At 69.4% G+C, this 12,950-nt stretch carries 12 protein-coding genes and 1 pseudogene; 5 read left to right on the top strand and 8 right to left on the bottom strand.

Annotated elements, in window-relative coordinates:
- Positions 1-505: pseudogene (locus tag D7W81_RS42435) on the top strand (hypothetical protein); the annotation flags it as partial.
- Positions 506-556: 51 nt separating this feature from the next.
- Here D7W81_RS42435 and D7W81_RS20805 read toward each other — a convergent pair.
- The 6 genes from D7W81_RS20805 to D7W81_RS20780 all read right to left on the bottom strand — a co-directional run bounded on the left by D7W81_RS20805 (position 557) and on the right by D7W81_RS20780 (position 5,826).
- Positions 557-1,180: a carboxypeptidase-like regulatory domain-containing protein gene (locus tag D7W81_RS20805; protein ID WP_120557129.1), complete on the bottom strand. Its 624-nt coding sequence runs from the start codon at positions 1,178-1,180 to the stop codon at positions 557-559.
- Positions 1,181-1,357: 177 nt separating this feature from the next.
- Complete coding sequence (locus D7W81_RS20800; RefSeq protein WP_120557128.1) at positions 1,358-2,551, bottom strand: pyridoxal phosphate-dependent aminotransferase; 1,194 nt, start codon at positions 2,549-2,551, stop codon at positions 1,358-1,360.
- 79 nt (positions 2,552-2,630) lie between these two features.
- Entirely contained in the window at positions 2,631-3,113 is a 483-nt protein-coding gene (gene coaD / locus D7W81_RS20795) for a pantetheine-phosphate adenylyltransferase (protein ID WP_120557127.1), read from the bottom strand.
- Between the two features lie 47 nt (positions 3,114-3,160).
- On the bottom strand, positions 3,161-3,718 hold the full coding sequence (gene rsmD, locus D7W81_RS20790) for a 16S rRNA (guanine(966)-N(2))-methyltransferase RsmD (RefSeq protein WP_120557126.1): 558 nt from the start codon (positions 3,716-3,718) through the stop codon (positions 3,161-3,163).
- A gap of 10 nt (positions 3,719-3,728) precedes the next feature.
- A complete protein-coding gene (locus D7W81_RS20785) occupies positions 3,729-4,772 on the bottom strand; it encodes a hypothetical protein (protein WP_120557125.1) in 1,044 nt (347 codons plus the stop codon).
- A gap of 46 nt (positions 4,773-4,818) precedes the next feature.
- Positions 4,819-5,826 (bottom strand): cation diffusion facilitator family transporter, encoded by a 1,008-nt coding sequence (locus D7W81_RS20780; RefSeq protein WP_120557124.1) that lies wholly within the window; start codon positions 5,824-5,826, stop codon positions 4,819-4,821.
- Positions 5,827-5,939: 113 nt separating this feature from the next.
- On the opposite strand from D7W81_RS20780, the gene D7W81_RS20775 reads away from it, so the two are divergent.
- From D7W81_RS20775 to typA, 3 genes are all read left to right on the top strand, one after another.
- Positions 5,940-7,529, top strand: coding sequence for a sigma 54-interacting transcriptional regulator (locus D7W81_RS20775; RefSeq protein ID WP_120557123.1), 1,590 nt, complete (start codon positions 5,940-5,942; stop codon positions 7,527-7,529).
- Complete coding sequence (locus D7W81_RS20770) at positions 7,526-8,449, top strand: alpha/beta fold hydrolase (RefSeq protein ID WP_120557122.1); 924 nt, start codon at positions 7,526-7,528, stop codon at positions 8,447-8,449. Before D7W81_RS20775 ends, D7W81_RS20770 begins: the two co-directional genes overlap by 4 nt.
- Before the next feature lie 166 nt (positions 8,450-8,615).
- The gene (gene typA, locus D7W81_RS20765) at positions 8,616-10,466 is read left to right on the top strand and encodes a translational GTPase TypA (protein WP_120557121.1); all 1,851 of its coding nucleotides are present in this window, start codon (positions 8,616-8,618) and stop codon (positions 10,464-10,466) included.
- A gap of 79 nt (positions 10,467-10,545) precedes the next feature.
- Here the strand turns inward: typA and D7W81_RS20760 are convergent, their stop codons facing one another.
- Positions 10,546-11,349, bottom strand: coding sequence for a hypothetical protein (locus D7W81_RS20760; protein ID WP_120557133.1), 804 nt, complete (start codon positions 11,347-11,349; stop codon positions 10,546-10,548).
- A 159-nt stretch (positions 11,350-11,508) separates the two neighbouring features.
- On the opposite strand from D7W81_RS20760, the gene D7W81_RS42430 reads away from it, so the two are divergent.
- Positions 11,509-12,327 carry an AraC family transcriptional regulator gene (locus tag D7W81_RS42430; protein ID WP_158621639.1) on the top strand — a complete coding sequence of 273 codons (819 nt, stop codon included), beginning with the start codon at positions 11,509-11,511 and terminating at the stop codon, positions 12,325-12,327.
- Between the two features lie 4 nt (positions 12,328-12,331).
- On the opposite strand, the gene cglE is transcribed toward D7W81_RS42430, so the two are convergent.
- Positions 12,332-12,931, bottom strand: a complete 600-nt coding sequence (cglE, locus tag D7W81_RS20750) for an adventurous gliding motility protein CglE (protein WP_120557120.1) — start codon at positions 12,929-12,931, stop codon at positions 12,332-12,334.
- Positions 12,932-12,950 lie beyond the last annotated feature (19 nt).

Below are 12,950 nucleotides of genomic sequence, written 5' to 3'. Positions count from 1 at the left end.
TGCCGCCCCTGCGGCGCGCCCACCGGCACCGCCGCCTGCTCCCGCCCCCACGGGCACGGTCCAGTTGGCTCCGGGCCGCGAAGCCTCGCGCCTCGACGAGGCGGACCTGTCCCCCGAAGGCCTGGCGCGCATGGCGATCCACAACGAGGCGCGCTTCCTCTTCCAGAGCCTGCTGACGGGCGACGTGCGCAGCGCGTCCGCGGACCTGTCCTACCCGTTCCAGCTGGAGGACAAGCGCTTCAACACGTCCGAGGAGCTGGTGCAGGCGTGGGTGAAGCAGCTGCGCGCGCGGCGCACGGACCTCGTCACCCTCTACGACATTGAAGTGCTGCCCATCGCGGAGATGGAGAAGAAGTACGGCAAGCCGCCCGCGCGCCTGGGGTTGGATCCGCGCGCGCTCAAGGACACCTGGGCCGCGGTGGGCAACCTCTCCGGGCACGCGGCCATCTTCCTCTTCCGCGGCAGCTCGGACCTGAGCTGGCATGCCTTCGCCTACACGGACTGAGACGACACGGGGCACCCGGCAGCCAACGCCGGGCGCCCCGCCTGATTCCTGTTACGGCACCTGCTCCAGGGTGATGGTCACGGGCACCTCGTCGTCCTGGAGCACGATGAGGAAGTCCGAGTGGGTCGCGTAGCCATCACGCTCGACTTCGATCATGTAGAGGCCGGGCGCCAGGTCCACGGTGAACGCCCCGGACATGTCCGTGGTGATGCGCTTCAAGACCTCATCGGTTTCCTGGTCCAGGATGCTGACGTAGGCGCCGACGATGGCCGTCCCGTCCTGCTGCTGGACCGTGCCGGACACGCGGACGAGGGTGGCCTTCATGTTGAAGGACATGGCGACGGTCATGCCCGCCTCCACCTCGACCTCGTCCTGCGCCACGTCGTAGCCCGGCCCCGCGGCCATCAGGGTGTAGTTGCCCGGCTTGAGCGACTCGAAGGCGAACTTGCCCTGCGCATCCGTGACGACCGTCTTGTCGGTCTCGAGGAGCGTGACCTCGAAGTCCTTGAGGGGAGCGCCTGCCTCCGTCAGCACGACGCCCGTCACCCGCCCGGGCCGGGGCTCCGGGTTCACCGGGTCCTTGGAGGGGTCACTGTCGTCGGAACCGCAAGCGGACAGCACAACAGCCATCAGGAGCGCGCAGAGCACGCTTCCTCGCGTCTTCAGGGTCATCATGGTGGGTTTTCTTCCGGGTGAGTGCGCGCCGGCCTGCGCTGGACCTTCAGCACCTGGCCCTCGGCGGGGCTCGTCAGTGCGTCTGGCTGCCCCCTGGACGAAGAAGCGGCCTGGGAATTCATCTTCCCAGACCGCTTTTTCACACCACCGTCGAAACGCGTCCCGCGCCCTGCGCTCTCAGCCCAGCGCCGCGACGAAGTCCCGCAGGCGCGTCAGGCCCTTCTGCAACACCTCGCGCGAGGTGACGAAGCTCATGCGGATGTAGCCCGGCGCGCCGAACGGATCTCCCGGCACCGCCGCCACCAGGAAGTCGTTGAGCAGGGCCTCGGAGAGCTGGAGCGAGTCTGTCAGCGGCTTGCCCTTGTACGCACGCCCCAACAGGCCGCGCACGTCCGCCATCGCGTAGAAGGCGCCTTCCGGCAGCCGGCAGCGGATGCCGGGGATGGCGTTGAGCCCCGCGACGAACAAATCCCGGCGCTCGCGGTACTCGTTCACCATCGCGGTGATGGTGTCCGTGGGGCCGTTGAGCGCCGCCAGCGCCGCCTTCTGCGTGATGGAGGACGCGTTGGACGTGGACTGGTCCTGCACCAGCTGCATGCCGGAGATGAGCGCCTTGGGCCCCGCCGCGTAGCCCAGCCGCCAGCCCGTCATCGCGTGGGACTTGGACAGGCCGTTGGACACCAGCAGCCGCGGAAGCAGGTCCGGCGCCACGTTGCCGATGTTGAGGAACGGCTCCCCCGTGTAGAGGAGCTTTTCGTACATGTCGTCGGTGACGAGCATGCAGTCGTGGCCGCGCACCGCGTCCGCGATGCCCTCCAGCGTGGCGCGCGAGTACACCGCGCCCGTGGGGTTGGCCGGGCTGTTGAGCACGATGGCGCGCGTGCGCGGGGTGAGCGCCTTCTTGATGGCCGCCGGGTCCGGCGCGTAGCCGTCCTCCTCGCGCGTGGGGACGATGACCGGCGTGCCGCCCGCCAGGTGCACCATGTCCGGGTAGCTCACCCAGTACGGCGCGAAGATGATGACCTCGTCGCCTTCGTCCAGCAGCGCCTGGAAGCAGTTGTAGAGCGACTGCTTGCCGCCCGCCGTCACCACCACCTGATCCGGCGCGTACTTCAGGCCGTTGTCCTTCTCCAGCTTGCGGCAGACCGCCTCGCGCAACTCCGGCATGCCCGCGGTGGCGGTGTACTTCGTGAAGCCCGAGCGGAGCGCGTCGATGGCCGCCTGCTTCACGAACTCCGGCGTGTCGAAGTCCGGCTCTCCGGCGGCCAGCACCACCACGTCCTTGCCACTGGCGGCGAGCGCCTTGGCGCGGGCGTTGAGGGCCAGGGTGGCGGAGGGCTTGATGGCATTCAGCCGGCGGGCGAGTTTCATACGCCTTGCCTAGCGCGGAACTCCCGAAGCGGACAAGCACTACGGGCGCGCTGCGTTGCCCGGCGAGCGCTCCGGGGCCCTACGGTTTCGGGCCGAACTTCTTCTTCAGCCCCGCGTTCACGTTCGGGGGGACGAGCCCCTCCACGTTCCCTCCGAAGGTGGCGACCTCCCGGACGAGCTGCGAGGAGATGTAGAAGTAGTCCTCGCCCGTCATCATGAAGACGGTGTCGATGTCCGGTGCCAGCTTCCGGTTCATGTTCGCCAGTTGGAACTCGTATTCGAAGTCCGACACCGCGCGCAGCCCGCGGATGACGACGCTCACGTTGCGCTGGTGCACGTAGTCCACGAGCAGGCCGTGGAAGGCGTCCACCTCCACGCGGGGGTCGTTCACCGCCTCGCGGATGAGCTCGATGCGCTCCTCCTGGCTGAAGAGGGGCGTCTTCTTCGGGTTCACCGCGATGGCGACGATGAGCCGGTCGAACATCTTCAGGCTGCGCTGGATGAGGCTCAGGTGCCCGTTGGTGAGCGGATCAAACGAACCAGGATAGATGGCAACCGGCATGGGTGCCGGGAAGTCTCGGCGGGCCCACGGGGCGGGTCAAGCGCGCGTCACGGGGCCCGGTAGAAGCTCACCAGGGTGTCCCCGAACCGGCGCTGGTCCTCCCGGGCGAGCCCCGCGTGGGCGTCCGGGGCCGCCTCCCGCTTGTCGTGCTCCACCACCACCGTGCCGCCCGGCGTCACCACGCCCGCGGCCACCACCGCATCCAGCACCGTCTCCACCACGCGCGCCGCGTAGGGCGGATCCGCGAAGACGAGGTCGAACTTCTCCCCCTGCTTGCCCAGCGTCCCCAGCGCACGCACGACGGGCTGCGCCAGGATGGACACCTGGGCCGTGAAGCCCAGCGCGTCGGTGTTCTTGCGGCACAGCTCCAGGGCCTCGCGGTCCTGGTCCACCAGCACCAGCCTCCCTGCGCCCCGAGACAGGGCCTCCAGCCCCAGCGCGCCGGTGCCCGCGTACAGGTCCAGCACGGTCTGGCCGTCCAGGAACTGGCCCAGCATGTTGAAGATGGTTTCGCGGACCCGGTCCGCCGTGGGGCGGATGTGTCCGGACGACGGCTTGGGCCCCGTCAGGGCCCTGCCCTTCGCGCTGCCTGCAACGATGCGCATGGGCGCCCTTCTAGCCCAGGTCGCCGCCCGTCTTGGCGAGGAACGCCATGGACACCGACGCCGACCGGTGCGCCCCCAGCGCCCCCAGCGCCTCCGTGGCCTCCGCGAAGGACAGCGCCTCCAGCGTCTCGCGCGAGCCCTGCGACAGCGGCGGCAGCCCCTCCTCCAGCACGGACAGCAGCTCCCCCGCCGGCATGGCCGCCGCCTGGGCCCGCGCCTCCACCTTCTCCCGCACCTCCGGAGGCCAGGCGCGCAGGGTCAGGGGGCCAAAGGGCCCGGTCCGGTCCACCTTGCGCACGCCCGCGGCCACGTAGCTGGACAGCCCCCGCGAGGGCCCGGTGGACGCGTCCCCCACCGTCACCGCCACGCCCTTCCCGGCGGCGGTCTCCACCACCTGCCGGAGGAGCTCCACGTCCAGCTCACCGTCCCCCAGCAGCGCGTCCGGCACGCGCAGGAGGCGCGGTGGGACCTGCCACTGCGACAGCCCCTCCAGCAGCGTCTCGCACGCGTCCACCAGCCCGCCGGAGGACACCTGGGGCGGGGACACCTCCAGCGACAGCTCGCGCTCCTTGAGCGGGCCCACCAGCGCGTTCACCGCCTCCACGGCCTCGTAGGACGTGAGGCGCGACAGGTCCAGCGACACCAGCGCGAAGCCCGCGTCCACCACGCGGAAGAGCCCCTCCTGGAGCGCGTCCAGCACGTCCGCGTCCGTGGACGTCACCCGGATGGGGCCGGCCTGGAGGAACAGGGGCCGGGTGTGCTCGGCCTCCTGGGCCGCCGCGTGCACCGCCATCACGAAGCGCTCCGGCGCCCCCCGGTCCGCCAGCGGGTGCGGACACATCAGGCCCAGCACCGCGTCCTCCGCGCGGGCCGCGCCCAGCAGGCCCGGCAGCGCGCCCTTGGACAGCACCGGCAGGCACGGCAGCGCCATGGGCGTGGACTCCAGCGCCCGCAGCAGCTCACGCGGATCCAGGAAGGGCACCCGGGAGCCCGGGCCCACCCGCGCCACCACGTTGCCCGGCCGCAGCGACAACACCTTGTCCAGCACGCTCATAGGAGCCGGCGAGAATCCCCGCCCCGCGCGCCTTTCGCAAGCAGCGTCAATGCACCTCGCCCAGGTGGGCGTAGGACTGGCTCTCGATCTGGATGGTCGTGTGGTCGATGCCGAAGCGGTCGAAGAGGTCGTGCTTCACCGCGGACAGGATGTCGTCGTTGTTGCAGACCATGGGGTCCGCCACCACCAGGTGCGCGGACAGCGCGTACATCCCGCTGGAGATGGTCCACACGTGCAGGTCATGCACCGCCTGCACGCCCGGCACCTTGCCCATGAGGTCCCGCACCTGCTCCAGGTCCACGTGCGCGGGCACCGCCTCCAGCAGCACGTCCACCGCGTCCTTCACCAGCCGCAGCGCGCCCACGACGATGATCATGGAGATGAGCACGGAGATGATGGGGTCCACGATGTACCAGCCGGTCCACCACATGATGCCCGCGCCAATCAGCACGCCCACCGACGACAGCGTGTCCCCCAGCACGTGCAGGAACGCGCCGCGCACGTTCATGGAGTGCGTCTGGTGCAGGAAGCCCAGCGCCGCCAGGTTCGCCACCAGGCCAATGCCCGCCACCAGCGCCATGGGCCCCAGCTCCACCGGCGCCGGCGTGCGCATCCGCTGCCAGGCCTCCATCAGGATGAAGATGGTGATGACCAGCAGCAGCACCCCGTTGAGGAGCGCGCTCAAAATCTCCATCCGGTAGTAGCCGTAGGTCTTCTTCAGGTCCGCGGGCCGCCCGGCGAACCACAGCGCCAGCAGGCTCAAGACCATGGCCGACACGTCCGTCAGCATGTGCCCGGCGTCGGAGAGCAGCGCCAGCGAGTTGGTGAGGAAGCCACCCACCGCCTCCGCCACCATGATGGTCGCCGTCAGCCCCAGCGCGAACAGCAGCCGGCGCCGGTCCTTGCGCCGCTCCTCCGCCAGCCCGCCCTTCTTGAGGCCGTTCGGATGACCGTGCCCATGGCCGTGCGAGTGCCCATGGTGGTCATGGTCATGGTCATGGTCGTGCGAGTGGCCGTGCCCTGCCCTGCCGTGTGTATGTGGGGGTGCGCTCACAGGGAACCAGGGTACGCGAACAGCGCTGTCATTCGGACAGGTGCCGCTGGATTGATTTCGGACAACCCCGTAGATCCGTTGTCCTGATCCGCAACAGGGCGAGGACCGTGGGGATGGACTTCGAGAAGCATCAGAATCTGCACACCATTGTCATGTTGAGGGATGTCATCCGCAAGTGGTGGCAGGTGGAGCTGTCGTTCGCGGATCGCCACGGCATCGTGCACGACTGGCAGCGCGGGGATTTCATCCCGCCGCCCAACGACTTCTGCCGCCACTCCCTGGGGGCACGGGAGGGGATGCGGCGGTGTGCCCAGTCGGTGCGCGTGCTGCATGAGAAGTTCAAGGCCGCCAAGAACCTGCGCCGCTCGCTCTTCCACGACTGCCACCTGCGCCTGTCCATCGTGGGCGCGCCGCTCTACATCCGCAACGAGTACGAGGGCTTCCTCTTCGTGGAGGGCTTCGCCCGGCAGCCGCTGATGCCCGGAGACGGCCAGGTGCTGCTCGGCAAGATGCGCGACATCGCGCCCGGGGCGATGCTGGACCTGGAGGGCGCGGCGGAGCGCGTGCCGGTGCTGGACGGCTCGGAGTTGAGCAAGCTGTCGGACCTGCTGGAGTTCGCGGTCACGGAGATCGCCAACCAGGAGGTGGAGCTCACGCGCAAGGAGGAGACCATCCAGTCCATGGCCTCCGAGCTGTCCAACCGCTACCGCTTCGAGAAGATCATCGGCCGCTCCGGGGCCATGAACGAAGTGTTCCGCCTGATGGAGAAGGTGGCCCACTCCGACTCCACCGTCCTCATCAACGGCGAGTCCGGCACGGGCAAGGAGCTGGTGGCGCGCGCCATCCACCACAACGGGCCGCGCAAGGACAAGCCGTTCGTCGTGCAGAACTGCTCCGCCTTCAACGACAACCTGCTGGAGAGCGCCCTCTTCGGCCACACCCGGGGCTCCTTCACCGGCGCGCTCAAGGACAAGAAGGGGCTCTTCGAGGTCGCGGACCAGGGCACCTTCTTCCTGGACGAGGTGGGCGACATGTCCCCCGCCCTCCAGGTGAAGCTCCTGCGCGTCCTCCAGGAGGGCACCTTCCTGCCCGTGGGCGGCACCCACTCCCGCGAGGTCGACGTGCGCGTCATCGCCGCCACCCACAAGGACCTGGGCGACATGGTCAAGCGCGGCGAGTTCCGCGAGGACCTCTTCTACCGCATCAACGTCATCCGCCTGCAGCTGCCGCCCCTGCGCGAGCGCAAGGACGACCTGCCCGTCCTCATCGACCACTTCCTGCGCAAGCACCACCGCGAGGGCCAGCGCGCGCGGGGCCTGGCGCCAGAGGCCCTAGGCATCCTGGGCGCGTACGCGTGGCCGGGGAACATCCGCGAGCTGGAGAACGAAATCGAACGGCTCCTGGTGCTGGGCGGCGAGCTGGAGGTCATCCCCGCGGAGCTGCTCTCCAGCCGCATCCGCGACGCCGTCGTGCCGGGAGGCGGGCCCTTCATCGCCCCGCGCGCGCACGGCAAGCTGCACGAGGCGGTGGAGTCCCTGGAGAAGGAGATGATCCACCAGGGCCTGGTGCGCACCCGCTACAACAAGAGCCGGCTGTCGCGCGAGCTGGGCATCAGCCGCTCCAACCTCATCCTGAAGATTGCCCGCTACGGCCTGGACAAGGGCTTCCCCGAAGGGCTGGACATGGAAGAGGTGGAAGCGTGAGCGCGCCCCATGGACAGGCGGTCTCCTTCCGTCAGGACTCGCTGCGGGTGCCGGACGGCGCGGACCTCTACTACCAGGTGCGGGGGGACGGCAGCCCGGGCATGGTGCTGTGCGACGGCCTGGGCTGTGACGGCTTCGCGTGGAAGTACCTCCTGCCCTACCTCGGCCGCCGGCACCGTGTGCTGCGCTGGCACTACCGGGGCCACGGCAAGAGCACCGTCCCCACGGACCGCACGCGCATTGGCATGGAGTACACCTGCGACGACCTGGCGCGGGTGATGGACGCGGCGGGGATGGAGAAGGCCGTCCTCTTCGGCCATTCCATGGGCGTGCAGGTGGCGCTGGAGTTCCACCGCCGCTACGGCCGGCGCGTGGAGGGCCTGGTGCTGGTGTGCGGCAGCTACGGCCTGCCCCTGGACACCTTCCATGACTCCACGCTGCTCAAGCGCCTGTTCCCCACCCTGCGGGCCGCGGTGGAGCGCTTCCCCCGCCACACCGCGCGCATCGTGCACGGGGCGCTCACCACGGAGCTGGTGGTGCAGCTGGCCATCCGGCTGGAGATGAACCCGGACCTCATCGCGCGAAACGACCTGGCCCCCTACTTCACCCACCTGGCGAAGATGGACCCCGTCGTGTTCGTGCGGACCCTGGACTCGCTGGCGAACCACACCGCCGAGGACCACCTGGAGCGCGTGGACGTGCCCACCCTGGTGGTCGCCGGGGAAAAGGACCGCTTCACCCCCGGATGGCTGTCCCGGAAGATGGCCGAGCGCATCCCCGCCTCCGAGCTCCTGATGATTTCCGAGGGCACCCATACCGCCCCACTGGAAGTCCCGGGGCTGGTGGAGCTGCGCGTGGAGCGCTTCCTGAGAGAGCGGCTGGGCGTGGAAACAGCCATGTCACAGCCCCAGGTGGGATAAGCGCCCGGCGGGTGGGGGGCCTGTTTGTCTGCCTGCTGGACACCCGCCTTCATTGCAGGCGGGAAGCCCCCGGCATATAAGCCCCCGCCTTCCGGGTTCCGGTGGGATTGAGAAACCCCGTCCTGGGCGTCTCTCCTCGCACCTTCTTTCTAGTCAGTTGGTCCGCATGATCTCTCGCGAAAACATCCGCAACGTCGCCATCGTCGCTCACGTCGACCACGGCAAGACCACCCTCGTCGACCACCTGCTCCGGCAGGCGGGTACCTTCCGCGCCAATGAGCACATGACCGAACGGGTCATGGACTCGAACGACCTCGAGCGCGAGAAGGGCATCACCATCCTCGCGAAGAACACGGCCGTCTCCTACAAGGGGATGCAGATCAACATCATCGACACCCCGGGCCACGCCGACTTCGGTGGCGAGGTGGAGCGCGGTCTGCGCCTGGTCGATGGCGTCATCCTGCTGGTGGACGCCGCCGAAGGTCCCCTGCCCCAGACGCGCTTCGTGCTCACCAAGGCGCTGGCCATGGGCCTGAAGACCGTGCTGGTCATCAACAAGATCGACCGTCAGGACGCCCGGGCCAAGGAAGTGCTGGACCTGGTGTACTCGCTCTACATCGACCTGGGCGCGGACGAGCACCAGCTGGAGATGCCCGTCCTCTACACCGTCGCTCGCCAGGGTCAGGCCTCCACGTCGCTGGACGTGCCGGGCAAGACGCTGGAGCCGCTGTACGACGCCATCATCAAGCACATCCCGCCCCCGCCCGCGCCCCCGGTGGAGCAGACGACGCTCCAGCTGCTGGTGGCCAACCTGGACTACGACGACTACGTCGGCCGTCTGGCGGTGGGCCGCGTGCAGGCGGGCCGCATCACGGCGAACATGCCCGTGTCCATCGTCCGCGACGGCGGCAAGGTGCAGCAGGGCAAGATCGTGAAGCTGTACGGCTTCTCCGGCCTGAAGCGCGCGGAGATCGCGGACGCCGGCCCCGGTGAGATCGTCTCCATCGCGGGCATCGAGGAGATCTCCATCGGCGACACCATCGCGGACCCCGAGAAGCCCGTGGCGCTGCCGCGCATCACCGTGGACGAGCCCACGATGATGATGATCTTCAAGGTCAACGACGGGCCGCTGGCGGGCAAGGAAGGCAAGTTCGTCACCTCCCGCAATCTGCGCGAGCGCCTGTACCGCGAGGCGTACCGCAACGTGGCCGTGCGCGTGGAGGACACCGCGACGCCGGACGCGTTCCGCGTGGTGGGCCGTGGCGAACTGGCGCTGGCGGTCATCATCGAGAACATGCGCCGCGAGGGCTACGAGCTGACGGCCTCCAACCCGGAGCCCATCACCAAGACGGTGAACGGCCAGCTGCACGAGCCCATGGAGCTGCTCTTCTGCGACGTGCCGGAGAACAGCGTGGGCGTGGTGACGGAGCGCCTGGGGCCCCGCAAGGGCCGCATGACGGACATGACGCAGCTGGGCTCGGGCCGCACCCGCCTCCAGTTCCGCATCCCCGCGCGCGGCCTCATCGGGTTCCGCTCGGAGTTCCTCACCATCACCCGCGGTGAGGGCATCATGAGCAGCCAGTTCGACGGCTTCGAGCCGTGGTTCGGCTACATCCCGAAGCGCGCCAACGGGGCCATGGTCTCCGACCGCCTGGGCGACACGGTGCCGTACGCGCTGTTCAGCATCCAGGAGCGCGGTCAGCTCTTCGTGGGCGCGGGCACCACCGTGTACGAGGGCATGATCATCGGGGAGAACGCGCACCCGTCCGAGCTCAACGTCAACTGCTGCCGCGAGAAGAAGCTCACCAACATCCGCGCCGCCGGCCGCGACGAGAACGTCATCCTCGTCCCGCCGCGCGAGATGGGGCTGGAGAAGGCCCTGGAGTGGATCGCCGACGACGAGCTCGTCGAGGTGACGCCCAAGTCCGTGCGCATGCGCAAGAAGGCGCTGGCCGTGGGCGACCGCTACCGCGCCGAGCGCGAGCGCAAGCGCGAGGAGCGCGCCGACGAGGAGTAGTCCTTCCTCCGGACGCCTGAAGATTCCAGGGGCCGCCACCCGCGCACACGCGGGTGGCGGCCCCTTCTTCATGTGGGGCCTAGAACCCGAACTGGACGAGCCGCGCGCGGTACGGCGTGGCGTTGCTCCGGTTCGCCTGGTCGTCCCAGCCCTTGAACTCCACGTCATCCAGCAGCCGCTCCGTCCGCCCGTTGACGGTGACGGCGTTGATCAACGGCACGCTGAGGGAGCCCACGTTGCGGGACGCGAGCCGGTTCCCCGGATCCAGCGCCTCCTGCCGCCCCTGGGAGCAGCTGTCCGTGAAGTAGCAGCCCCGGTCACAGGTGGCCTTCGAGTTGTAGGCGCCGTGCTTGTTGCCCGCCACGTAGATGCGCGGCGCGCCCCGGTATTCGTCCGCGTACTCGAGCTGCGCGTAGCCGTACCAGGCCGACGAGTCGCACGCCGTCTCCAGGTGCGCGGACAGGAAGGCCTGGTCCAGGTACCAGCGGCCGTCGGCGTAGTGCACGTCCAGCACCTGGAACTCGGAGTCGCCGTCGTGCGCGAAGATGTTGAAGATGCCCAGGCTGGGGATGCCGTGGTCCTCGGAGTAGGCGTTCAGGTAGAAGATGCGCAGCGTGCGCAGCGCGGAGTTCAGGGGCCTCGCCGCGAAGTACGGCCGGCGCGCCACGCCCTTCTCCCCCTGGGCAATCCACAGCGTGGGCATGAAGGCCGCGGCCACCTGGAGCTCGCAGGTGTCGCTCACGCCGTCGTGGTCCTCATCCGGCGCCTGGCTCCAGCAGGCCTCCGCGGAGGGCAGGTTCGGGATGCCCTGCGCGAACGCGGGGAACGACAGCAACGACAGCACCAGCACCCACGCGCGGGCGTGGGAACGGACGGGGGGCATGGGCATACCTGGAAGGGGCTGCGAGGGTGCCTTCCAGGGTGGGCACACGAGGGACGGAGCTGAATCCGCCCCGGAGTCCTGACCCGTGTCCGCCGCCCATCGAAGCGGTAGTAGAAACGCGGCCGGACGCGGACGTCCGGCAAGGAGGCGGCACGGCGGGTGGAGTCGAACGCGGGCAAGCCTCGGGGCCTGTTGTACCCCCACGCGGATCCCCGCCACTTCCAGCACATCCGCGTCCTGCCCGCGGAGGACCTGCGCCCCTGGGTGGAGCACTTCTGGGCCGTCCGCTGGGACCTGCGCGGACAGCCCCCCGCCGTTCAGCAGACCCTCTCCCACCCGTCCGTGCACTGGGCCTTCCAGGACGGCACGTCCCGCATCGGCGGTGTGGACCCGGGCCGCTTCTCCATCACGCTGGAGGGGCTGGGCGGCGTCTTCAGCATCAAGTTCCGGCCCGGCGGCTTCTTCCCCTTCGTGGGCACGCCCGTGTCCGCCCTCACGCGGCGCACCGTCTCACCCGGCGCCCTGCTGGGCCCGGCGGCGCTGGAGCTGGAGGCGGCCATCCTCGCCACTGACGTCACCCGCGACGCGGACCGTGAGCGCATCACCCTGGCGGAGGCCTTCCTGCGGGCCCACAAGCCCCGGCCGGATCCGAACGTGGCGCGGGTGCAGGGACTGGTCGCGCGCATCCTGGAGGACCGCGCGGTGACGAAGGTGGAGGACCTGCTCACGCCCCAGGGCCCGGGCCTGCGCACGGTGCAGCGGCTGTTCAACCGCTACGTGGGCGTGAATCCCAAGTGGGTCATCCAGCGCTACCGCCTGCATGAGGCCGCGGAGCGGCTGCGGGAGGTGCCGCCCCCGGACCTGGCGCGGCTGGCGCTGGAGCTGGGCTACTTCGACCAGGCGCACTTCATCCGCGACTTCCGGCGCATCGTGGGCCGCACGCCCGCCGGATACGCCCGGCAGGCGGTGCGGCGCTGAAACCTCAGAACGTGTACTTCACGCGCGGGAACACCGCGAAGGACATGATGTTGGGCCCGATGATGTAGCGCCCGAGCAGGTCCGCGCCCACGGAGAAGTGGTCGAAGGACGTGGCGTACTCCACGCCCACGCCCAGGCCCGCGTTGAAGGCGTTGACGGCGCGGCCCGGGTCGCCCTTGTCCGGATCCACCGGCGTGGGGTCCAGGCGCGTGTAGCCCGCGGTCACCTTGGGCGTCAGGTAGAAGCGGTTGGCCAGCCGCACGTGGTACGCGGCCGTCAGGTTGCCGAAGGCCACTGTGAAGTTGTCCGACAGCGCGCAGACGTTGGAGTCCGGCAGGTAGCCCGCGAAGCAGTTCTGCGCGGAGGACCCCAGCGCGAAGTGGGCGCCCAGCGACAGCCGCTCCGTCAGGTCGTAGCCAATGCCCAGCTGCACGTACGACTGCGCGTTGGAGTAGTTGTTCTCGCCGCCCACCGTGAAGAACACCCCGACGTCGGTCTCGGTGAAGAACCCCCGGCGCGGCTCGAACGGCACGCCCTCCGGCGGGGTGGCTCCCAAAGCCGGCGTCGCCAGCGCGAGCGCGGCCAACAGCAGCGACTTCCTCACGACTCCTCCCGTCACGTTG

The organism is Corallococcus aberystwythensis (assembly GCF_003612165.1).
GTDB lineage: Bacteria > Myxococcota > Myxococcia > Myxococcales > Myxococcaceae > Corallococcus > Corallococcus aberystwythensis.
The sequence above is the reverse complement of the archived record's forward strand: the minus strand, read 5'-3'. Positions and strand labels throughout refer to the sequence as shown.